The sequence below is a fragment of the Peribacillus sp. FW305-BF15 genome, from assembly GCF_058783805.1.
The window spans coordinates 15,413-37,357 of the sequence record NZ_JBYSYV010000009.1; the positions used below are offsets into that span (position 1 = coordinate 15,413).

Below are 21,945 nucleotides of genomic sequence, written 5' to 3' on the forward strand. Positions count from 1 at the left end.
TTGAAAGGAGGGAAAAGAAATGATTCGTGATCGCGGCCGTATCAAATGGACATCGATGATGTTGCCGGAACATGTGAAGATGCTCCGTGATTGGGCGGTGGAGGATGGCTATGAAACGAAGCGCATCCTGGATGAGCAGCAACTGGAAGAAATGAATGCGGTAATGGGGGAAGCGATGGAGGAAAGAAAGGATGTCACGATTGCTCATTATGAAGGAAACCGGTATCAGCTGTTAATCGGTAGGATCCATTATTATAATGAGCTCACCCAAAAGCTTCATATCGTTGACCGGTTTGAGCAGGCTCACTATATCAGGCTTTCCGATATAGCGGATGTAAGGATAATGGAATGATGAGCGGAAGGGCTGTTCCCCAAGGGACAGCCTTTCAAAACGGCATCGTGTTGAAAGGTATCACGGAGGAGTATGAGAATCGGCATTTGTTAGCACCGTCAATGAAGAAAGTGATTTTCGTGTCGGCTGACGCTTGCAAAGGAGGCAGTTTCTTTAACAGAAACGTTTTTATCGTTTATAATGGGGGAATGCAAAGACATCGGGAGGCAGCAATCATGTATATTGAATGGACGGAAACAGCGGCTGGGAAAATAGCCGGTAAGGTACAGGGACAAGAAGGATATTTACAGTTGAAATATGATACTGATGGCTGCGGCTGCGTGGTAAGTGGTGTGACGGCGCTATGGTGGGTCAACGAACCTGAAGAAGGTACCGAAAAAGTGGAAACGAACGGAATTCCGCTATATGTTGAGAAATCAAAAATGATTTTTCTTGATGAAGTCATGAAAATAGACTTTGTTCCGGAAGCGAACAGCTTTCAATTAAAAAGTCCGAATCAAATCTTAAATCCGAGGATGAGCTTTTTTAATAAAATCTAACTAAAGCAAAAGAGGGGATCGTGGACACCCTCTCTTTTCTTCTCAGACAAGTTTTTTTAGAAACTGATCGATTTGGTCTTCGTATTCTTTTGGATTTTCATTATAAGATTGAGCGTGGGCCCCTTTTTTAGCGATGTACAGCTGTTTTGGGCCCTCTTTTGCTGCATATAATTCCGCTGTCATGGAAGCGGGAATGAAACTGTCATTTTCACTATGGATGAAGAGCACGGGTTTTAGGATATTTTTCATATAATCGATTGGGGACACTTCATTGGTCCAATATCCGTCACGGAGTTTGATGAACGTACGCCCGAGCGGAAATACGGTCCAAGAAGGAAATGGGACTTCATGCTTGAGCTTGTGTTTGATCTGATCCTCGAAGTTCGAAAATGGACAGTCGGCAATGTAAAAATCAGCACCATCTTCAAGCATTCCGGCATATAAAAGCAGGGTTACGGCCCCCATGGATTCTCCATGAATGCCAATATGAAGGTCGGGCCCTTTACGTCTTTTCAATTCATCGATTACGGCCTTCAGGTCGAATTTTTCATAATGTCCATAACTGCTCGTCTTGCCGCCGGAATCCCCATGCCGGCGGTGGTCATAAATGATCGCATTGAAGCCCCGCTTAAGAAAAATGTTCATGTACTTAATCGAATTGACTTTGTTCTCCGTCACACCATGAGAAATGACCACCCACTTTTTAGTGTCATGCGGTTCGATAAACAAGCATTTCAAGGAATATCCGGATGGTGACGATACCCAAATTTCCGATTTAGGCAGATTATTAAAATCCTCCGTGATCAGGCGTTTAGCCATGATTTCACGATTTTGGATAAAATCATCTTCCTTCTTTTTCATATACATGATCCGATTGGAAAAATAAAGGCCGACGCCGATGATATACGCTAGGATTCCAGCCAGTGTAAACCACCATTTCTTCATGAAAGGACCTCCTCGAATGATTTTCTTTATTTTACCATGAGGGAAATGGGAAAACACTGTTTGAAAACCATGATGAGGAAAACGGCAGTCGTGATATAATTATTTCATAAATGGCCAGGAGGTTTTAAGGATGAAAAAGAAACAGCCGCGAAAACAAAGTCAAAGCAAAAACCAAGATAAAGATTCATCTTCATTGAAACTCGGTGATATGATCAATCAAGATATCATGTCCCAGCTTCGTCAAAAGCAAAAAGAACTTAATGAGGCTGAACAAGAGAAAAGGGAAGCGGAAGAAGAAAAAAAACGTGAAGAAAGAAAGCAGCGGGAGAAGAATAAATCATTCGAAGAACTATTGGGTGAAAGCAATCTGAACTGGAAGAACTATAAATAGAACAGGGAGCAGTTAAAATTTTAAAAGGGCTGGCTCCCTTTTTCTGTTCAGGAATTCCTTTATTTTATAAAGTATAACGATTATATTAAAGATAAGTTCGATATGCTTTCATATCGGATGGACTACTATTAGCTGGTGATGGGATGCAAAATAAAATAGAAAAAGTGCTGGAAGACCAATTATGTTTCCTGCTTTATGCAAGTTCGCGGGAAATGACGAAGAAATATAAACCGTTGCTTGATAAACTTGAAGTGACATATCCTCAATATCTTGTTCTGCTTCTATTATGGGAACAGGATACACTTACAGTAAAAAAACTTGGGGAGCTCCTTGCCCTCGACTCAGGAACGCTTACCCCCATGTTGAAACGAATGGAGCAGAATGGCTTGATTGTCCGTGAACGTTCCACTGAAGATGAACGGTCTGTCATGATTAAGCTGACGGAAAAGGGACTTGGTTTACAGGCAGAGGCCTGTTTCATTCCCGATCGCATTTCGGCAATGTCGGGTGAGGATAAGAAGGTGGTCGAGGATTTAAAAGCTTCACTGCTCCAACTATTGAAAACTTTACAGCAATTTTAGCAAAGAAAAGACGCTTGGGGTTCCCCAAGCGTCTATTTGTCGGATTTAATCTACATCTATTTCAAAGGCGACGTCCACATTGCCGTTGATTGCTTTTGAATAAGGACACATTTGATGCGCTTTATGAACAAGGGTTTCGAATGTCTCCTTGTCGACCCCGGATCCCTTCACAGCCAAAGTTATAGCCAAGCTGTACTGATGCATCTCACCCATCAATAGACTGACGCTTGCGGTGACTTTTGAATCGAAAGAAACGCGTTCAATTTTACCAACTGATTGCAAAGCACTATCAAAACATGCAGCATATCCAGCTGCAAAAAGCTGTTCCGGATTAGATGCTTCAGGCATCTGTTTAGCCCTTGGTGTTCCAGGCATCGCAATATCAACCGTGAAGTTGCCGTCAGCAGAAATTGCCGTTCCTTCTCTTCCGCCATCGACTGTTACAGACGTTGTAAATAATGTTTTTGTCATCATTTTTTCTCCCTTATCTTTTTTATTTTTGATTGCGCACAACTGAATTGTACAACATTAATTTTAGGATGTCCAATGATAAGTTTAAAACCGTTAAATGGGTTTTGGAAGGAATTAGAATGATCGGAAACTTGAAATTGGTAAAGAAGGCGAAAAAAAGGTGGAACGGAAAAAGGCTGACTATCCCGTTGGTCAAACGGAGATAGAGCAGCCTAAGGTTTGTCCTGACATTTCTTTTTTAATTCCGGTGACTTTCATATTTGTTCACTTTGGTCAACCGCTTCAGGATATCCAACTCGGTTGTGGACAGTGAAGGGCTGTTGGCAGCTTGGCAGTTATCACGTAGCTGCTGTACTGAGCTTGCTCCTGGAACAACGGTAGCTACGCTTTGATGGGACAATACATATTGAAGTGCCGTTTCATTCAACTTCCTATCGGAAAGTTTGTCCTTTATTTGCGGAAGCAAATCTTTAAGTTCGTGATAGCTATAGTCAAGGTATCCATCCTCATTTGCCTTTTCAAGCATTTTTTCACTGAGCAGCCCTTTGGCAAGGGGGCCACGGGCGATCACGCTGATCTGTTTGTTGGCGAAAAGGGACAGCCACTCTTCTGGGCGGCGGTCGAGCAGATTAAACTGCATCATCACGGAATCAAGCTCAGACTTTTCAGTGAATTCCTTGATGACATTCGGACGAATCGAGGAAATTCCATAATATCGGATATAGCCTTCTTTTTTCAAATCTTCAAATGCTTCTACCGTTTCTTCGATATTGTCTGAAATGGTGCCGCCATGTAACTGATAAAGATCAATATAATCAGTCCCCAATCGCTTTAAGCTATCTTTTACTGCCGTTTTAATATGAGCGCCGGATGGATCCCAGCTCCAGGAATCTTTATTTTCATTCCAGCGGTTTCCGACCTTGGTGGCTATGTATACCTTATCGCGGACCGATTTTAAATTCTTTCCGACGATTTCTTCATTCATACCGAAATCATATAAATCGGCCGTATCAAAATAATTGATTCCTTCATCTAAAGCGGCCTGTATGATCTCGGATGCCTGATTTTCAACAGTCCCCAGTGACATGCATCCAAGCCCGATTTCAGAAACTAGCAAGTCAGAATTTCCTAGTCTGCGTTTTTTCATGTTATCCACTCCCTTTACATTCATTGTAAAGGAGAAATCCATTTCACTCAAAGAATTCACTTGATCCGTTTTAAAGGAGTGGGTGGCACCTGATCGTGAATGTCGGCAATCCAATCATTGACATAAACATATTGATTTTGTAATCGCTTTAGTTTTTGAAGGATTTCCCAGCTCTTTCCGGATAAAGTAACGCTTTTTTCCAATACGAAAACTTTCATTAAATCGCCCTCCATCTCTATTATGGTAAAATGTATGAGGAATCATGCTGCAATTAGAACAGAGGAGTGGTCACGATGAAAAAATTTGAAGAAAAAACGCTGTCTTCGGAAAAAATCTTCACAGGAAAAGTAATCAGCCTGCAAGTGGATGATGTAGAGCTTCCTGATGGGAAAACGGGTAAACGTGAAATAATCAAGCATCCGGGAGCGGTTGCCGTCATAGCTCTCACGTCAGAAAATAAAATCATCATGGTTGAACAGTACCGTAAAGCGCTGGAGAGAAGCTTGGTGGAAATTCCTGCAGGGAAGCTTGAAAAAGGCGAAGAACCGGTCCTGTCGGCTAAACGGGAGCTGGAAGAGGAGACAGGTTATGAATGTGAAAAAATGGAGCACATCATATCCTTCTATACATCCCCAGGTTTCGCCGATGAATTGGTCCACCTGTATGTGGCCCACAATTTGAAAAAGAAAGAAAATGCGGCACCGCTGGATGAAGATGAATTTGTCGAGATGCTTGAACTCACGCTGGAGGAAGCTCAAACTTATATGGATGAAGGGAAGATCCAGGATGCCAAAACGGCATATGCAGTTCAGTATTTGCAGTTGAAAAAGGCGATGACATCATAAATGAAAGAGTATTACGCTGACCTGCATATCCATATAGGCAGAACGAGAAGCGGAAGGGCCGTGAAAATAACAGGTGCTAAAACGTTAACCTTCAGCAATGTGCTGCAAGTGGCAAGTGAAAGGAAGGGCCTTGATCTAATCGGGATAATCGATTGTCATTCTCCTGAAATTATCGAAGAGATCGAAGCGGGGATTCTTGATGGCGAAATCACGGAAAAGACTGAAGGCGGACTTCAATACAAGAATACAACCATCATCCCGGGCTCGGAGATTGAAATTTATGATCAAAATTGTAATGGACCGATCCATGTCCTCGCCTATTTTCCCACTTTAAAAGCGATGAAGGAATTCTCCTCATGGATGAGCGGACATGTTAAAAATATCACCTTGAGCTCCCAAAGGATTTATTGTGATGGAAGAACGCTGCAAAAAACCGTGAAGTCACTGGGCGGCCTGTTTATCCCGGCACATGTTTTCACCCCATTTAAAAGCTTATATGGAAAAGGGGTGCGATCCAGTCTGACTGAAGTATTCGATCCGGAGCTAATTGATGCCATCGAGCTTGGTTTAAGTTCGGATACAGAAATGGTCAAGGATATCGAGGAGTTGGACTCCTATGTATTCGTAACAAATTCCGATGCGCATTCGCTTGGGAAAATCGCTCGTGAATATCAAAAAGTCCTGCTTGAAGAGCCAAGTTTCTATGAGCTGGCAAAAGCCCTTAAAGAAACAGGGAATCGCAAGGTGACCGTTAATTATGGATTGAATCCCTTATTGGGAAAGTATCATCAAACCGTATGTTCAGGGTGCTTACATCAGGTATTGAGGGATAGTGAACAATGTCCTGAGTGTGGTAATAAATCCATTATTAAAGGGGTATCGGCCAGGATTGAAGAACTCTCCGTTTCCGGGATGGACAGAAGAGACGGAAAGGAAAGGCCGCCGTATATCCATCAAGTGCCACTCGACTTCATCCCGGGACTCGGACCTAAATCCATGGAAAAACTGCTGGTGGCATTTGGAACAGAGATGAATATCCTTCATGAAGTTACGCTTGAACAGCTAATGGAAATCGTTCCTGAAAAATTGGCGGTCTACATCGATTCTGCCAGAAAAGGGACGCTTTCTTTTGAAGTGGGGGGCGGAGGAAAGTACGGAAAGGTCAAAAAGGAATTAACCTGAAAAAAGTCCTGACAGATGAGATCTGTCAGGACTTTTTTAATTTGTTGTTTTTGCATAAATGGAGGTGTCCCGCACTTCCATGCCGTCTGCACTAAGGCAGTCATTACGCAAAATTCCTTCAAGGGTGAACCCCAGCTTCTCGGGAATCCGTTTGCTGGCAATATTATTAGGGTCACAGCGGATTTCGACCCGTTTTGCACCGTAATGGTAAAAGGCGAATTTAGTTAACTTTTCCACTGTCTCCGTTATGTAGCCCAGTTTACTGAATCTCGTATCAATCCAATAGCCAATTTCGAATTTAGGAATATCCCAGTTGATTCGGTGCAGACCAGTGGAGCCGATGAATTGATCGTCTTCTTTCCTATAAATATGGAGTCTGATATCCTCTTTTAAAATAAAGTCCGCAAAGGCCTTAAGGACGTTCTGTTCAGAAGTTTCCAAAGAAACATCTTGATGGGCAAACGGCAGCCACTGTTTCAATTCAGGTTTAGAATGGACAATGGCTTCGTAAAGGTCCAGGCCATCGCCAGGCTGACAAGGTCTTAGATATAATCGAGGGGTTTCAATTCTTTCGGGAAAATCCATTAATATAGCTTTCATATCCTGCCTCCATCTCATTAATGCGGAAAATTATAACATAAATTAGGTTCACTGTGTGCGGCTGAAGGGGAAAGTTTTCTTAGCATAAATGAAAGAGTAAAAACATAGATTCTAGTAAGCGGAGTTGGGAGGATGAAAGATGAAAAAAAAATCTGTCGTACAAAATGCCGTAATGAAACATATTGACGAACATTCCTCATTATATGTCTTTATCACTGTGCTTTTTTTGATGGGTGTCATTTTTGGGGCAATATTGGTGAATAGTTTGAGCTTTACCCAAAAGGAAGACTTGTTCTATTATTTATCGCAATTTTTTGGACAAGTATCCAAAGGTGAATTTGCATCTTCGCATGATATGTTCAGCCAAAGTATTATGCATAATATAAAATATATCGGGGTCATCTGGATTCTCGGAATATCGGTCATCGGTTTGCCTGTCATCCTGGTTTTGTTATTTATAAAAGGGATGGTCGTTGGATTCACGGTCGGCTTTTTAGTCAATCAAATGGGATGGAGCGGGTTCTTATTATCGTTTGTCGCTATTCTGCCCCAAAATATATTCATCGTCCCGATATTCATCGTAATAACCGTCCTTGCCGTTTCACTATCCATGAAAATGATCAGCCGGATTTTCCTTAAGCAAATTCGTGAGCCGCTGAAGCCGATAATTTCACGGTATATTTTCTCATTGGTTTTGTCAGGGTTATTCTTGATTACGGCTGCTGCATTTGAAGCGTACCTATCCCCTTCTTTAATGAAAAATGTCGTAAGTTTATTGGGTCATTGATGGAAATATACCGTTCCCGCAAATTTTTTTATCATTAACAAGAAATCTATTTTGACAGTTTTCCCTCTTTTGATATAATGGATAAGATAGCGGCGCGGGAGGGAATATTAGGTATGGAAATAGAAAACAGAATTGATAGGATAAAAAAGCAGTTACACTCGTCCAGCTACAAATTAACGCCTCAGCGAGAAGCGACCGTCCGCGTTTTACTTGAGCATGAAGAGGATCATTTAAGCGCAGAAGACGTTTACCTCCTTGTCAAAGAAAAGTCGCCGGAAATTGGATTGGCAACAGTTTACCGTACGCTAGAGTTGCTGACTGAATTGAAAATAGTAGATAAAATTAACTTTGGAGACGGGGTTTCCCGTTATGATTTAAGACAAGAAGGAGCTGCGCATTTCCATCATCATCTTGTTTGTGTGGAATGTGGTGCGGTAGATGAAATCCAGGAAGACCTACTTGAAGACGTAGAAGACATTGTGGAACGCGACTGGAACTTCAAGATAAAAGACCATAGATTAACCTTTCATGGCATTTGTCATCGATGTCATGACAAAGAAGAAAATTAAGGTGAATGAAGACGGACCTTTTCCATTTAATGGAGAAGGTTTTCTGCATTTTAATAGCTGGTTTTCTCAAGTAAGAGCTGTTTTTGTTTTCTCCTTTCCGAAATATGTATAAAACTTGTCCTGTTGGGCATAGATTGATACAAAGGGTCGAATGGGAGGGGAAAGGATGAAAACATCATTATCGCTTATTTTGCACACGGCTAAAGTGATGATTCTCTTTGTTAGCTTCACTGTTCTTTTTTATATAGGAATGGTATGGTTAAATCAGGAATATCAAAGTTATCATCGTTATGATGAACCGAAAGGCATGGCTGTAAAAGTATCGAAGGCTGTTGATACGGGTGATGATGCATGGCTTGAACGCCTAATGTTGTTTTATTTAAACGGGGAGTAATGAATATGGAGAATCAAATTAGGGATTTCATTCATTTTTTAACCATTGAAAAAGGACTTGCCAAGAATACGCTCGTCTCGTATGAGCGTGACTTAAGATCATATTGGAGCTTTCTGAAAGATGTTGAAACCATTGAAGATTGGAATGATTCGCGGCGGGTGAACATCCTGCATTTTCTCGTGCAGTTAAAGGATCAAGGGAAGTCATCGAAGACGGTGGCGCGTCATATAGCTTCCATTCGGTCTTTTCATCAATTTCTTCTAAGGGAAAGAGTAACAAATCAGGATCCGTCCATACATATAGAAACGCCAAAACCGGAACGAAGCCTTCCAAAGGTATTAAGCATGGAAGAGGTTGAAGCACTATTGGAAGCCCCGAAGAAAATGGATGAATTCGGCTTACGCGATAAGGCAATGCTCGAACTGATGTATGCGACGGGTATGCGTGTCAGTGAGTTGATATCCATGGATGTGAGTGATGTCCATGCATCGATGGGTTTTGTCCGTTGTGTAGGGAAAGGAAATAAAGAGAGGATCATTCCGATTGGACAAACTGCATTGGGTGCGATTGAACATTATTTGGAAAGTTCCCGGGGGAAAATGGCCAGCCCCAAGCACAGGACAGATTCACTTTTTTTGAATCATCATGGAAACAGGCTGACAAGGCAGGGATTTTGGAAGATTCTAAAAAAACTTGTAAAATCGGCACAAATTGAAAAAGAAATTACACCACATACACTGAGACATTCTTTCGCGACACATCTATTGATGAATGGGGCTGATTTACGTGCCGTCCAAGAAATGCTTGGTCATGCGGATATTTCGACAACTCAAATTTATACACATATTACGAACGTACGGATCAAGGATGTCTATTCAAAATTCCATCCGCGAGCTTAAAGGATTAATAGAATGATAGAAAGGTTGTGAATTTAACTGCAAGGCAGTTGAAGGAGCAGCCTTTTCTGTGTCGGCGAGACGGCTATAAGGGATGCTGATGATTCTAACGCACATCTTATGGCACTTTGTTTCATTCCGAAATATATTATTTGTCTCCATCATGGTAATCGTTTACAATGTAGAGAGGTCAGACTTCTGACGTTCTTGCGATTTCATTTAAATGAAGAGTAACTGAGCAGAATAAGGGTATTATAGAGAGTATAAAAAGTGATTTACTATTTTAGGAGGAATGACTCATGAAAGGGAATTCAGCATTTAAACGAATATTTGTAATAGTTATGGATTCAGTTGGGATTGGCGAAGCACCTGATGCAGATTTATTCGGCGATAAAGGTGCGGATACACTCGGCCATATCGCAGAAAAAATGAACGGATTGAACATGCCGACTCTCGCAAAATTGGGTTTAGGCAATATCCGTGAAATCAAGGGAATTGAAAAAGCTCAGCAACCTCTCGCATACTATACGAAAATGAAGGAAGCCTCTACGGGAAAAGATACGATGACTGGACATTGGGAAATCATGGGATTGAATATATCGACTCCATTCCGTGTATTTCCAGATGGTTTCCCGGAATTATTAGTCAATGAACTCGAGGCGAAAATGGGTCGGGGAATTATTGGGAATGTCCCGGCAAGCGGCACGGAAATCATTGAGAGGCTTGGCGAGGAACATATGAAAACGGGTGCGCTGATTGTATATACATCAGCTGATTCCGTATTACAGATTGCTGCACATGAAGATATCGTCCCGATAGACGAATTATACAAGATTTGTGAAATTGCCCGTGAAGTGACAATGGCTGATGAGTTCAAGGTTGGACGCGTTATTGCCAGACCGTTCACTGGTGAACCAGGCAACTTCAAAAGAACGCCTAACCGTCATGATTATGCATTGAAACCGTTCGATCGGACAGTAATGGATGAATTGAAAGATTCTGGATATGATGTCCTTGCAATAGGGAAGATCTCGGATATCTTTGATGGGGAAGGTGTCACTGAATCATTAAGGACCGTATCCAATATGGATGGAATGGATAAATTAATCCAAACAGTAGAACAGGATTTCAAAGGGTTAAGTTTCCTTAATCTAGTCGACTTCGATGCTTTATACGGTCACCGCCGCGACCCAGAGGGATACGGAAAGGCATTGGAAGAATTCGATGCCCGGATGCCTGAAGTCCTTGATAAACTGAAAGAGGATGATTTATTGATCATCACTGCCGATCACGGGAATGATCCGGTCCATGAAGGAACTGATCACACACGTGAATATGTACCATTGTTAGTCTATTCCAAACGATTTACAGAAGGTGCCGAACTCCCGATAAGAGATACATTTGCAGATATTGGGGCGACGGTCGCTGCTAATTTTGATGTGAAAATGCCTGCCTTCGGAAAAAGTATATTGGGCGATCTAAATTTAGGGGAGAATAAATAGATGTTTAATAAAATAGAGACAGCTGCATCATTCATAAAAAGTAAAATTGAAGGCTCTCCGGAGATAGGACTGATTCTTGGTTCCGGACTTGGAGTATTGGCGGATGAAATTGAAAATCCGATAACGATTCCTTACCACGAAATCCCGGAATTCCCAGTATCGACTGTTGAAGGACACGCTGGACAACTTGTCATTGGACAATTAAGTGGCAAAAAGGTTGTCGCGATGCAAGGACGTTTCCACTTTTATGAGGGTTACTCCATGGAGAAGGTCACTTTCCCTGTCCGTGTAATGAAACTTCTTGGTGTTGAACAGTTAATCGTAACGAATGCTGCCGGAAGCGTTAATGAAAGCTATCAACCAGGTGACTTGATGCTCATTACGGATCATATTAATTTAATGGGGGCAAACCCATTGATTGGTCCTAATGAAGAGCGTTTCGGCCCTAGATTCCCTGATATGTCGGAAGCTTATACTAAAGACCTTCGGGCGCAAGCAAAAAAAATAGCAGCTTCACTAGGATTGGATATTAAAGAAGGTGTCTATATCGGTAATACAGGACCGACCTATGAGACACCGGCAGAAGTGAAAATGGCAAGGATCCTTGGCGGGGATGCAGTTGGTATGTCGACAGTCCCGGAAGTTATCGTAGCAAGGCATAGCGGAATGAAGGTGCTCGGAATCTCATGCCTTACCAATATGGCCGCGGGCATTCTGGATCAGCCTTTGTCACATGAAGAGGTAATTGAAACGACTGAAAAAGTGAAAAGCAGTTTTCTTGAATTTGTTAAGCAAATCGTTAAAGACATATAAAACGAACCAAAAAAATACAAGTACACCTAAAGAAAATCGGTGTCTTTAAAAAGTGGGGATTCTAATATGAGAATGGTAGATTTAATCGAGAAAAAGCGTGATGGAAAGGCTCTTACTACAGGAGAAATACAGTTCATCATCAATGGGTTTACCGATGGATCGATTCCGGATTACCAAATGAGCGCTTGGTCAATGGCTGTTTATTTTAAAGGCATGAATGAGCAGGAACGTGCTGATCTAACCATGGCAATGGTCGAATCGGGAGATCAAATAGATTTATCGATGATTGAAGGAATTAAGGTCGATAAACATTCAACAGGCGGTGTGGGTGATACCACAACTCTAGTGCTTGGACCATTGGTTGCTGCTGTTGGTGTTCCAGTGGCAAAGATGTCAGGACGCGGTCTTGGCCATACAGGCGGGACGATCGATAAGTTGGAGTCTGTAAAAGGATTTCATGTCGAAATAGAAAATGACGAGTTCATCAGACTTGTCAATAAAAATAAGATAGCTGTCATTGGGCAAAGCGGTAACCTGACTCCGGCCGACAAAAAGTTATATGCATTGCGCGATGTTACGGGTACCGTTAACAGTATCGGTTTGATTGCTGGCTCGATCATGAGTAAGAAAATCGCCGCTGGTGCTGATGCAATCGTACTTGATGTTAAAACGGGAGCGGGCGCTTTCATGAAAACTCTCGAAGATTCCGAAGAATTGGCGCATGCAATGGTTAGCATCGGAAACAATGTGGGACGAAACACGATGGCTGTCATTTCCGATATGAGCCAACCGTTAGGTTACGCAATCGGAAATGCTTTAGAAGTGAAGGAAGCCATCGATACGCTTAAAGGAGAGGGACCGGAAGATTTAACGGAACTTTCTTTAACACTGGGAAGCCATATGGTATACCTTGCCAAAAAGGCAAACTCGCTGGAAGAAGCAAGAACCTTGCTGGAAAATGCGATCAAGGATGGTTCTGCACTTAACTCATTCAAGATTTTCCTGGAAGCGCAGGGAGGCGATGGTTCGGTTGTAGATCAGCCGGAAAAACTACCGCAGGCTGCTCATACTTTCGAGCTGGAAGCGAAAGAGGACGGATATGTATCGGAAATCATCGCTGATGAAGTAGGAACGGCAGCCATGCTGTTAGGCGCCGGGCGGGCGACAAAAGAATCAGAGATTGATTTGGCCGTCGGACTGGTACTTCGTAAAAAAATCGGGGAAACCGTGGCAAAAGGTGAATCACTTGTGACGATTTACAGCAATTTCGAAGATGTTTCAAAGGTGAAAGAAAAATTGTATGAAAGCATTGCGATTTCAAAAGAGAAAATAGAAAAACCTACATTGATCTATAAAGAGATCATGGAATAAACATTTCCCAAAAAAGGCCGCGCTTTTGAGCGGCCTTTTTACGTTTATCCCATTGAATTATTAAAAGAGGATGCCCATGCGCATCCTCTTTTAATTTGGTTCACTTTGTTACCCTATATCCAGTATATGTTCAAAATTCATCTTTATTTGTATAAAAATGGGTTTAATGGAAAAAATAAAAAATATAAAGATTGGAGGGTATGGAGATGAAGCGGATTCTTTCTGTATTTTTAACCGTTTTGGTAGCATTGGGTTTTAACATCCCGCATACAAAAGCAGCTGAAGAAAAAGGAGTCGAACTGGCGGCAAATGCTAAATCCGCTATTTTGATTGAACGGGATACAGGTACTGTTCTCTATGATAAAAATGCAGACGATCGCCTTTCACCGGCAAGCATGACGAAAATCATGACGATGCTGATGATCATGGAAGCGATCGATAAAGGCGAACTCAGCATGAAGGAGAAAATCAGGACTAGTGAGTATGCAGCGTCGATGGGCGGTTCCCAGATCTTCCTCGAGCCAGGTGAAGAAATGACCACGGAACAAATGCTTAAAGGCATCTCGATTGGTTCGGCGAATGATGCATCGGTGGCGATGGCTGAACGTCTAGCTGGATCGGAAGAAGAGTTTGTCAGGGAAATGAACAAAAAGGCGAAAGACCTCGGTTTGAAAAATACAAAGTTCCAAAACGCAACAGGACTTCCTGTTAAAGATCATTACAGTTCAGCACATGATATGTCGATCATGGCGAAGGAATTATTGAAATACGATACGATTACAAGGTTCACGGGTACATATGAAGATTATCTCCGTGAAAATACCGAAAAGAAGTTTTGGCTTGTCAACACAAATAGGTTAGTGAAATTTTATCCTGGGGTCGATGGACTGAAAACAGGATTCACAAATGAAGCGAAATATTGTTTGACAGCGACTGCTAAAAAAGGGAATATGCGTGTCATTGCCGTCGTTTTCGGAGCCGTTTCTCCAAAGGAACGAAACGCTCAGGTTACCAAGATGTTAGATTATGCATTTTCACAATACATCACATACCCTATTTATAAACGCGGTGAGGTGTTAGGTGAAGCCAAGGTAAGTAAAGGGCAAAAGAAAACCGTGGTGGGCGTCACAAGTGAACCTATTTCAGTTTTGACAGCCAAAAACGGAACGGCAAAGGACTTTACAAAAAAAATCACGCTTGATAAAGATTTGGATGCCCCGATTAAAAAAGGTGATGAAATTGGTACGCTTGAATTGAAGAAAAACGGTAAGGTATATGTCGAATCTCCGATTGTTGCGAAGGAAACTGTTGATAATGCCAGCTGGTGGCAATTGTATAAACGGGCTTTCGGCATGTTTACCCATTCGAAATAGAATAAATTGTCGCATTGCCAGTTAATCGTACTAATTTAGGCGAAACTCCACTAGTTTTGCTAGTAAGGAGGAATCGGCAGGTGAAAAAGAGAATTTGACTCTTTATAAGACAGTGAAGGAGGCTGTATATAATGAGTCTTACGATTAATATGGAGGCGAAAAATCGCGTATTGTGCATTCGTCTCAAAGGTGATTTAGATCATCATACAGCAGAAAAATTGAAAAATCAGGCAGAGGCAGCCATTCAAAAGCATAATATCAAGCATATCATCCTTAATATGGAAGAATTGGATTTTATGGACAGTTCAGGGCTCGGAGTTATTTTGGGCCGTTATAAGCAGGTAAACAAAAAGCAAGGTGAAATGGTGGTCTGTGCAATTTCTCCAGCAGTAAAGCGGTTATTTGAGATGTCAGGGTTGTTTAAAATTGTTAAAATGGAACTATCCGAAAAAAACGCTTTGCAAAGACTGGGGGTTGCCTAATATGAAAAATAAAATGGAAACGAAATTTTCTGCACTTAGCCAAAATGAATCTTTTGCCAGGGTAACTGTTGCGGCATTCATTGCCCAATTGGACCCGTCGATGGATGAATTGACAGAGATCAAGACTGTCGTGTCAGAAGCCGTTACGAATTCGATCATCCATGGGTATGAGAGTGACCCGGAAGGTTGGGTCTACATTTCAGTGGTCATCGAAGGCGATACTGTGGAATTGACCATCCGGGATGAAGGACTGGGCATTGAAGACGTCGAGGAGGCTAAACAGCCTTTATTTACGACAAAACCCGAACTTGAACGTTCCGGTATGGGATTCACCATCATGGAAAACTTCATGGATGAAATCAATATAATTTCCCATAAGGGCGAAGGCACGATCATTCGATTAAAAAAGCACTTAACTACAAGCAGAGCTTTGTGCAATTAAGGGAGACTTGCATATGGATGTGGAGGTTAAAAACGAGAAGAGCAAGAAAGGCCAGCCCCATTTAAAAGATGAGGAATTGCGGAATTTAATCCAACGCAGCCAGAGCGGTGACCAAGATGCAAGGAATCTGATTGTCAATAGCAATCTGAGGCTTGTATGGTCAGTAGTGCAAAGATTCCTCAATCGAGGTTACGAACCGGATGACCTTTATCAAATAGGCTGTATAGGTCTGTTGAAGTCCGTGGATAAATTTGACTTATCGTTTGAAGTGAAATTCTCAACGTATGCTGTGCCTATGATCATTGGTGAAATCCAACGTTTTATCCGTGATGACGGAACGGTTAAAGTAAGCCGGTCATTAAAGGAAATGGCGAATAAAATTCGCAGGGCCAAAGAGGAACTTTCAAAGACGTATGGCCGCGTTCCGACTGTCAATGAATTGGCGGAACATCTAGAGCTTTCGCCAGAGGAAATCATCATGGCCCAAGAAGCTAGCAGGAGCCCTTCATCGATCCATGAAACGGTTTACGAAAATGATGGAGATCCGATTACTCTTCTTGACCAGATTGCCGACCATAATGAAACATCCTGGTTCGATCAAATCGCTTTGAAAGAAGCCATACATGAATTGAATGAACGTGAAAGGCTGATTGTTTTCCTGAGGTATTATAAAGATCAGACGCAATCGGAAGTGGCGGCAAGGCTTGGTATTTCCCAAGTTCAGGTATCAAGGCTGGAGAAGAAGATTCTTCAGCAAATGAAAAACCACATGAATCAGTGATTCATGTGGTTTTTTTATTGAGCTGAAAATAAATACTGATTTTAGGAAAAAGTAAAAGTGATTTAAGATGAAACTAGGGATGGGGCCGAATTTTTAGTTGAATTTAGGGATAAAAACGAATATTATAGTAAAGGTCGCGTTTCTCATTCGTTTTTTTATCTTTCTTTCAATGAATAATGAACAGGAAAAACGTCGATGCAGTACAATATTAGGACACCTTGTCTTTTCGTGCAAACGGTTGTCGGTGATTCCTTTAGATCTGGAGGTCTAAAATATGTTTATGGAAAAGTTTTTCTCCCTGAAAGAAAATGGAACGGATGTCCGTACAGAAGTCATGGCGGGTGTTACGACATTTTTGACTATGGTTTATATCCTCATTGTGAATCCGGCTTTATTGTCTTCAATCGGAATTCCATTTGAACAAGTTTTCATGGCAACGGTCATATCAGCGGTGATTGGTACCCTAATCATGGGGCTCGTTGCAAAATACCCGATAGCGATAGCACCAGGGATGGGCTTGAATGCTTATTTTGCCAGCGTGGTGGGGGCACAGGGCCTTTCATACCAGACCGTATTCGGTACGGTTTTCATTGCTGGTTTGCTATTTCTATTAATTAGCGTGACTAGCTTGCGTAAAATGATAATTGATGCGATTCCTAACTCATTAAAATATGGCATTACATCCGGAATTGGATTATTCATTGCGTTTATCGGATTGAAAAATGCTGGAATCATAGTGCCAAATGAATCAACGATGGTGACGCTTGGCGATTTACATCAGCCAGGAACCGTTTTAGCGTTAGCAGGCTTATTCATTACCTTGATTTTTATGGCCCGTAATATAAAAGGGGCCATTTTCATTGGTATGATCGTTACGGCAATCATTGCCTACTTTATCGGTTTGCTCGACTTCGATGGGGTCTTATCTGTACCTCCGACACCAGTATTTTTCGATATCGATATCGCTGGGGTCTTCACGAATTCTTTATATTCAATTGTCTTCGCCTTTTTACTTGTGACGATCTTCGATACGACAGGCACCTTGATTGGCGTGACAGAACAGGCAGGACTAACGAAGGATGGGAAAATCCCTCGTGCCAAGAAAGCCTTTTTAGGTGATGCGATTGCGACTACAGTCGGCTCGATGTTTGGTACAAGCCCATCGACTGCCTATGTGGAATCGAGTACGGGAGTGGCTGCAGGCGGACGTACGGGATTGACCGCTACTGTCGTGGCCATCTTGTTTGCTGTATCGATTTTCTTTTCTCCATTGATATCGGCAATTTCTTCCGTTCAGGCAATCACAGCACCCGTTTTGATCATCGTGGGATGTTTCATGATGGAAGGTCTGGCTAAAGTCAATTGGAAACTTTTTGATGAGGCATTTCCGGCATTTGCGATCATTTTAACGATGCCGCTTACTTCAAGTATATCTACAGGGATTGCAATTGGGTTCATTACATATCCCCTAATGAAGGTATTCAGCGGAAAAGGAAAATCGGTACATCCGCTCATATATATTTTTGGTTTGATATTTTTGGTTCAGCTGATTTTCTTCCCCACTCATTAATAGTTGAATGTAAACCAAAAAGACATTTCTGACATTGCAGGTGTCTCAGTTTGTAGGCAAAAGGGGTTCGGAATTAAAAAATTCCGAACCCCTTTTAAAATTCCCTTTGAAATTTTGACCAAAGGTTAAGAGATTTGGGCTCTTCGAGTCACTATGTTACGGGATTTTAGGACCTTGCCATGTCCACGTGGCCATCTTCTTTAAATTAATGGCAGCGAAAGTAAGCATCGCTTGCATCAACAATTTTTTAAGTCCCCTTAAAGTTATCCAACGCATACAATGCTTTCTTTTGCATCTGCGAATACATGCTCAATCGTTTCTTTACGTTTCGCATATAAAGGCTTGATGATGACTGGATCAATGGAAGCCTCCATTTTACGAACCAAATGGTTCGCCGGCACCAGTTGATCTAAAGTAATCATTTCAAGTTGATCTCTTTCAAGTTGATCTCGTTGAAGATGATGTTTCGAAAGCATCCTCATCACCTCAAATTTTAATAGATCTATTTTAAAACAAAAAAACTGTAGTCAAACTCGTTTTTAATTTGTTTACAGTTTGAGACATGCTGTTTTGCAGCGTGTCTTTTTTTGGTTTCAAATTAGTAATATTTGGACATGGTTCACTTCCTGCATTTTCAAACTGCTTCCAATCCATACTACTAGCATAAGGAAATAAAAGGTCGGGATGTGATGATAATGGCAGTTGTATATATCAGGATGAGGAACCGTGTACAAGCAAAGGGAAATCAAACGGTGAGGATAAAAGATATTGCAAGGATAATCGGACCTGAAGAAGTGATTACCAAAATTGAAGAAATCATATTATTAACGGTCAAGAAGGAAGATAAGAATATTATTGTCATTGATTTAGCTCAAGTTATCATGGCCATCCGCAAGGTGGATCCGACAATTGAAGTGGAAACATTCGGCCCTTCCCAAACGATCATCGAAGTCATCCTCTCGAAAAAGAAAATGTCATACCTGACATTCGCTTTAGTTTGGTTTTTGTTATTTGTCGGCGGCGGGATGACGATCATGAATTTTCATGTGGATGTCAGCATGGGGGAAGTGCATCAAAAAATCTTTACTATAATAACGGGAAAAGTGGAAGATAAGCCGTTATTGATCCAAATCCCATATAGCTTCGGCCTTGGTATGGGCATGATTCTATTTTTTAATCATTTCTTTAAAAAACGCTTCAATGAGGAACCTAGTCCGCTCGAGGTTGAAATGTTCAATTATCAGCAGGATTTGGACCGTTATGTAATCATGAATGAAAATAAGGAAAACGTGCGCCACCTTGATGACCGGTAAAATCATCTTCGGAATCTTTGTCGGTTTAGCCGGGGGGTTTGCAACAGGTGCCGGTTTTGTAGCGTTTTTAACTGTACTTGGGGTGATTCCAAGACTGACTCAGCTGACAAAAACAATGAAAATGATACATTACTATGAAGGAGCCATCATTGCCGGAGTTGTCGCAGGGACATGGTTAGGATTACAGGAAACGGAACTTTCACTTCCGCATTTTCTTTTAATTCCGATCGGTTTGGCTGACGGGATATTTAATGGGATGCTTGCGGCTGCCTTAACTGAAGTCTTGAATGTATTTCCAGTTCTTTCAAAACGAATCGGAATTCAAGAGAAGATCATTTATTTGTTAATGGCACTCGTATTGGGGAAAATAGCCGGATCATTATTCCAATGGATTTATTTTGTCGACTTATAAGTGTAAGAGGTAACTATTCCTGATGATGAAAGGTAGGCCCAAGATGGTGACCAAACGAAAAGTGATATTGATTACGGATGGAGATGAGTATGCAAAACGGGCTGTCGAGCATGTAGCCAAGGAAATAGGGGGAAGATGTATCTCCATGTCCCAAGGTAATCCATCACGATATACGGGCTTGGAGTTAGTTGAATTAATAAAAAAGGCGAAGTATGATCCTGTATTGGTCATGTTTGATGATAGCGGTTTTATAGGAGAAGGATCAGGCGAACAGGCAATGAAGGTAGTTGCCGGACACCCTGATATTGATGTCCTTGGCGTGATAGCGGTCGCTTCAAAGACCAGAAGGGAAGAGTGGACCAAGGTGGATATCTGTATTGACCGTGATGGTAATTTGACACCGAACGGGGTTGATAAATACGGCGCCGAGGAATTTGAGCTGGGCAAGATAACAGGAGATACGGTGTATTGCATCGATCAATTACATGTTCCCATAGTAGTTGGGATAGGGGATATCGGAAAAATGTCCCATCAGGACGATTTTAAAAGAGGAGCACCGATAACGAAGCTAGCGGTGGAGATCATATTGGAAAGGAGTGGTCATGATGACTTCAGAGAAACCTCAAAACATGATGCCGATTCCGAGTAGGGTAGCGGAAGTTGACGCATACATGGAAGAGAAAGTAGGTCTAGGCGTCAGCTTTGACTTAGGAGTAAGAAAGATAAAGGTCTTAAGAAAAGATGTACATCTTTACTATATAAACGGGCTGACGGATACGGAGTACATCATTGATATCCTCGATTCTCTCATTCATAACAAAAATGCCGATATCGTGTCTACTAAAGTTTTTGATGTAGTCAAAGACTTGCTCGTACACCAATCCGTTCAGGAAATAAAGACGATGGATGAGCTTGTTGATCAGGTTTTATCCGGTTTAATCGTCGTTGTTGTTGATGGTAAACCAATAGGGCTGGTCGTGGATGTCAGGAGTTATCCCGGGAGACAGCCAGTAGAACCCGATACCGAAAAAGTCGTCCGTGGATCAAGGGATGGTTTTGTCGAGAATATCATCATAAACACGGCGATAACCAGACGAAGAATCCGGGATGAAAGATTACGTTTCGAAATGCTGCATGTGGGGGAACGATCGAAATCGGATATATCCATCGGCTACATTAAAGATATTGCCGATCCGGATTTAATAGAAATCGTTCGTAAGGAATTGAATAATATTGAGGTTGATGGCATAACGATGTCTGATAAAACGATCGAAGAGTTCATCGTAAAGCAAAGGTATAACCCATACCCGCTTGTCAGATATACGGAACGGGCTGATGTGGCGGCAACGCATTTGCTTGAGGGCCATGTCCTTATTTATGTGGATACCTCACCGAGTGTCATCATTACCCCGTCCACCCTTTTCCATCACATGCAACACGCCGAAGAGTATCGGCAGGCGCCTGCCGTCGGGACCTTGGTGCGCTGGGTCCGTTTTCTCGGGATTTTCGTTTCGTTATTCTTGCTGCCGATATGGTTATTGTTCTGTTTAGAACCTTCCCTCCTGCCGGAGAAGCTCGAGTTTATCGGGCCGAATGAAAAAACACATATACCCATTGTGATCCAAATCTTCATTTCCGATATTGGGATAGAATTTTTAAGGATGGCAGCCGTTCATACCCCGACCCCGCTTTCCACGGCAATGGGCTTGGTTGCGGCAGTTTTGATAGGACAGATAGCGATAGATGTTGGCCTATTTGTTCCTGAAGTGGTTCTCTACGCTTCCGTTGCGACAATAGGTACATTTGTCACTCCGAGTTTAGAACTAGGAGTTGCAAATAAAATTACCCGTTTAGCACTGATAGTCTTGGTCGCATTATTTAAAGTGCCGGGCTTAGTCATAGGCATCACACTCTATTTGATCATGCTCACTAGTATAAAAACATTAAATACACCTTATTTATGGCCGCTTCTCCCGTTTCAGCCGAAGGCCTTGTCACATATAATATTAAGAAGACCTTATCCTGGTACTATAGAACGGCCGAGCATTGTACATCCCCAAGATCTATATAGACAGCCGAGAAAATCTAAAGGTTGATGTTGTCGAAAAGTTGTGGTAATTTATTTTTATTCGGATAAAGCGATAAAGTTAGGCTTCACAAAGAGATAAAGCTACTATGACTCTTTGG

The 21,945-nt window shown here is 41.9% G+C and carries 27 protein-coding genes and 1 pseudogene; 22 read left to right on the forward strand and 6 right to left on the reverse strand.

Features of this window, described 5'->3' with window-relative positions:
- Nucleotides 1–19 precede the first annotated feature (19 nt).
- Complete coding sequence (locus AC3WLU_RS11110) at nucleotides 20–352, forward strand: YolD-like family protein (RefSeq protein WP_034308183.1); 333 nt, start codon at nucleotides 20–22, stop codon at nucleotides 350–352.
- Nucleotides 349–891 carry an iron-sulfur cluster biosynthesis family protein gene (locus tag AC3WLU_RS11115; RefSeq protein WP_413004185.1) on the forward strand — a complete coding sequence of 181 codons (543 nt, stop codon included), beginning with the start codon at nucleotides 349–351 and terminating at the stop codon, nucleotides 889–891. Before AC3WLU_RS11110 ends, AC3WLU_RS11115 begins: the two co-directional genes overlap by 4 nt.
- Nucleotides 892–933: 42 nt before the next feature.
- On the opposite strand, the gene AC3WLU_RS11120 is transcribed toward AC3WLU_RS11115, so the two are convergent.
- Nucleotides 934–1,836 (reverse strand): alpha/beta hydrolase, encoded by a 903-nt coding sequence (locus tag AC3WLU_RS11120; RefSeq protein ID WP_413004183.1) that lies wholly within the window; start codon nucleotides 1,834–1,836, stop codon nucleotides 934–936.
- A gap of 130 nt (nucleotides 1,837–1,966) precedes the next feature.
- Here AC3WLU_RS11120 and AC3WLU_RS11125 point away from each other — a divergent pair, with 130 nt between their 5' ends.
- Together AC3WLU_RS11125 and AC3WLU_RS11130 are read left to right on the forward strand one after the other, a co-directional pair.
- Nucleotides 1,967–2,227: a YqkE family protein gene (locus tag AC3WLU_RS11125; RefSeq protein ID WP_063575712.1), complete on the forward strand. Its 261-nt coding sequence runs from the start codon at nucleotides 1,967–1,969 to the stop codon at nucleotides 2,225–2,227.
- A 143-nt stretch (nucleotides 2,228–2,370) separates the two neighbouring features.
- Nucleotides 2,371–2,808: a MarR family winged helix-turn-helix transcriptional regulator gene (locus AC3WLU_RS11130; protein ID WP_057278765.1), complete on the forward strand. Its 438-nt coding sequence runs from the start codon at nucleotides 2,371–2,373 to the stop codon at nucleotides 2,806–2,808.
- Between the two features lie 45 nt (nucleotides 2,809–2,853).
- On the opposite strand, the gene AC3WLU_RS11135 is transcribed toward AC3WLU_RS11130, so the two are convergent.
- The 3 genes from AC3WLU_RS11135 to mciZ form a co-directional block, all read right to left on the reverse strand.
- Nucleotides 2,854–3,279 carry an Ohr family peroxiredoxin gene (locus AC3WLU_RS11135; RefSeq protein WP_034308168.1) on the reverse strand — a complete coding sequence of 142 codons (426 nt, stop codon included), beginning with the start codon at nucleotides 3,277–3,279 and terminating at the stop codon, nucleotides 2,854–2,856.
- 238 nt (nucleotides 3,280–3,517) lie between these two features.
- Nucleotides 3,518–4,426 carry an aldo/keto reductase gene (locus AC3WLU_RS11140; protein ID WP_413004181.1) on the reverse strand — a complete coding sequence of 303 codons (909 nt, stop codon included), beginning with the start codon at nucleotides 4,424–4,426 and terminating at the stop codon, nucleotides 3,518–3,520.
- A gap of 56 nt (nucleotides 4,427–4,482) precedes the next feature.
- Complete coding sequence (gene mciZ, locus AC3WLU_RS11145; protein ID WP_492597260.1) at nucleotides 4,483–4,644, reverse strand: Z-ring formation inhibitor MciZ; 162 nt, start codon at nucleotides 4,642–4,644, stop codon at nucleotides 4,483–4,485.
- Between the two features lie 75 nt (nucleotides 4,645–4,719).
- Here mciZ and AC3WLU_RS11150 point away from each other — a divergent pair, with 75 nt between their 5' ends.
- Both AC3WLU_RS11150 and AC3WLU_RS11155 read left to right on the forward strand, forming a co-directional pair.
- Nucleotides 4,720–5,271, forward strand: coding sequence for an NUDIX hydrolase (locus AC3WLU_RS11150; protein WP_034308163.1), 552 nt, complete (start codon nucleotides 4,720–4,722; stop codon nucleotides 5,269–5,271).
- Nucleotides 5,272–6,453 carry an endonuclease Q family protein gene (locus AC3WLU_RS11155; protein ID WP_492597261.1) on the forward strand — a complete coding sequence of 394 codons (1,182 nt, stop codon included), beginning with the start codon at nucleotides 5,272–5,274 and terminating at the stop codon, nucleotides 6,451–6,453. It abuts the gene before it with no gap.
- A gap of 36 nt (nucleotides 6,454–6,489) precedes the next feature.
- Here the strand turns inward: AC3WLU_RS11155 and AC3WLU_RS11160 are convergent, their stop codons facing one another.
- Entirely contained in the window at nucleotides 6,490–7,053 is a 564-nt protein-coding gene (locus tag AC3WLU_RS11160; protein ID WP_057278762.1) for a GNAT family N-acetyltransferase, read from the reverse strand.
- A gap of 139 nt (nucleotides 7,054–7,192) precedes the next feature.
- On the opposite strand from AC3WLU_RS11160, the gene spoIIM reads away from it, so the two are divergent.
- The 12 genes from spoIIM (at nucleotide 7,193) to AC3WLU_RS11220 (ending at nucleotide 18,033) form a co-directional block, all read left to right on the forward strand.
- The gene (gene spoIIM / locus AC3WLU_RS11165) at nucleotides 7,193–7,840 is read left to right on the forward strand and encodes a stage II sporulation protein M (protein WP_492597262.1); all 648 of its coding nucleotides are present in this window, start codon (nucleotides 7,193–7,195) and stop codon (nucleotides 7,838–7,840) included.
- A gap of 119 nt (nucleotides 7,841–7,959) precedes the next feature.
- Entirely contained in the window at nucleotides 7,960–8,409 is a 450-nt protein-coding gene (gene fur / locus AC3WLU_RS11170) for a ferric iron uptake transcriptional regulator (RefSeq protein WP_034311309.1), read from the forward strand.
- A gap of 166 nt (nucleotides 8,410–8,575) precedes the next feature.
- Nucleotides 8,576–8,803 carry a YqzK family protein gene (locus AC3WLU_RS11175; RefSeq protein WP_034308153.1) on the forward strand — a complete coding sequence of 76 codons (228 nt, stop codon included), beginning with the start codon at nucleotides 8,576–8,578 and terminating at the stop codon, nucleotides 8,801–8,803.
- Nucleotides 8,804–8,808: 5 nt separating this feature from the next.
- Nucleotides 8,809–9,702, forward strand: a complete 894-nt coding sequence (gene xerD, locus AC3WLU_RS11180) for a site-specific tyrosine recombinase XerD (RefSeq protein WP_034308151.1) — start codon at nucleotides 8,809–8,811, stop codon at nucleotides 9,700–9,702.
- A 296-nt stretch (nucleotides 9,703–9,998) separates the two neighbouring features.
- The gene (gene deoB, locus AC3WLU_RS11185) at nucleotides 9,999–11,201 is read left to right on the forward strand and encodes a phosphopentomutase (protein WP_063575716.1); all 1,203 of its coding nucleotides are present in this window, start codon (nucleotides 9,999–10,001) and stop codon (nucleotides 11,199–11,201) included.
- Nucleotides 11,202–12,014 carry a purine-nucleoside phosphorylase gene (locus AC3WLU_RS11190; protein WP_492597263.1) on the forward strand — a complete coding sequence of 271 codons (813 nt, stop codon included), beginning with the start codon at nucleotides 11,202–11,204 and terminating at the stop codon, nucleotides 12,012–12,014.
- A gap of 66 nt (nucleotides 12,015–12,080) precedes the next feature.
- A complete protein-coding gene (locus AC3WLU_RS11195) occupies nucleotides 12,081–13,385 on the forward strand; it encodes a pyrimidine-nucleoside phosphorylase (RefSeq protein ID WP_492597264.1) in 1,305 nt (434 codons plus the stop codon).
- A 206-nt stretch (nucleotides 13,386–13,591) separates the two neighbouring features.
- Nucleotides 13,592–14,758 (forward strand): D-alanyl-D-alanine carboxypeptidase family protein, encoded by a 1,167-nt coding sequence (locus AC3WLU_RS11200; RefSeq protein WP_492597265.1) that lies wholly within the window; start codon nucleotides 13,592–13,594, stop codon nucleotides 14,756–14,758.
- A gap of 131 nt (nucleotides 14,759–14,889) precedes the next feature.
- Entirely contained in the window at nucleotides 14,890–15,240 is a 351-nt protein-coding gene (gene spoIIAA / locus AC3WLU_RS11205) for an anti-sigma F factor antagonist (protein WP_034308142.1), read from the forward strand.
- Between the two features lies 1 nt (nucleotide 15,241).
- The gene (gene spoIIAB / locus AC3WLU_RS11210) at nucleotides 15,242–15,682 is read left to right on the forward strand and encodes an anti-sigma F factor (protein WP_492597266.1); all 441 of its coding nucleotides are present in this window, start codon (nucleotides 15,242–15,244) and stop codon (nucleotides 15,680–15,682) included.
- A gap of 13 nt (nucleotides 15,683–15,695) precedes the next feature.
- Nucleotides 15,696–16,463, forward strand: a complete 768-nt coding sequence (gene sigF / locus AC3WLU_RS11215) for an RNA polymerase sporulation sigma factor SigF (RefSeq protein WP_034308137.1) — start codon at nucleotides 15,696–15,698, stop codon at nucleotides 16,461–16,463.
- 280 nt (nucleotides 16,464–16,743) lie between these two features.
- Entirely contained in the window at nucleotides 16,744–18,033 is a 1,290-nt protein-coding gene (locus tag AC3WLU_RS11220) for an NCS2 family permease (protein WP_057278875.1), read from the forward strand.
- A gap of 156 nt (nucleotides 18,034–18,189) precedes the next feature.
- Here AC3WLU_RS11220 and AC3WLU_RS11225 read toward each other — a convergent pair.
- Nucleotides 18,190–18,380, reverse strand: a pseudogene (locus tag AC3WLU_RS11225) (transposase); the annotation flags it as partial.
- 348 nt (nucleotides 18,381–18,728) lie between these two features.
- Here AC3WLU_RS11225 and AC3WLU_RS11230 point away from each other — a divergent pair.
- The 4 genes from AC3WLU_RS11230 to AC3WLU_RS11245 are packed head-to-tail and all read left to right on the forward strand — an operon-like array spanning nucleotide 18,729 to nucleotide 21,854.
- A complete protein-coding gene (locus AC3WLU_RS11230; protein ID WP_063590672.1) occupies nucleotides 18,729–19,346 on the forward strand; it encodes a stage V sporulation protein AA in 618 nt (205 codons plus the stop codon).
- The gene (locus tag AC3WLU_RS11235; protein WP_034308131.1) at nucleotides 19,336–19,758 is read left to right on the forward strand and encodes a stage V sporulation protein AB; all 423 of its coding nucleotides are present in this window, start codon (nucleotides 19,336–19,338) and stop codon (nucleotides 19,756–19,758) included. Before AC3WLU_RS11230 ends, AC3WLU_RS11235 begins: the two co-directional genes overlap by 11 nt.
- Nucleotides 19,759–19,801: 43 nt before the next feature.
- On the forward strand, nucleotides 19,802–20,407 hold the full coding sequence (gene spoVAEA / locus AC3WLU_RS11240; RefSeq protein ID WP_241634484.1) for a stage V sporulation protein SpoVABEA: 606 nt from the start codon (nucleotides 19,802–19,804) through the stop codon (nucleotides 20,405–20,407).
- Nucleotides 20,388–21,854 carry a spore germination protein gene (locus AC3WLU_RS11245; RefSeq protein WP_268936439.1) on the forward strand — a complete coding sequence of 489 codons (1,467 nt, stop codon included), beginning with the start codon at nucleotides 20,388–20,390 and terminating at the stop codon, nucleotides 21,852–21,854. Before spoVAEA ends, AC3WLU_RS11245 begins: the two co-directional genes overlap by 20 nt.
- The last annotated feature ends 91 nt before the right edge of the window (nucleotides 21,855–21,945 follow it).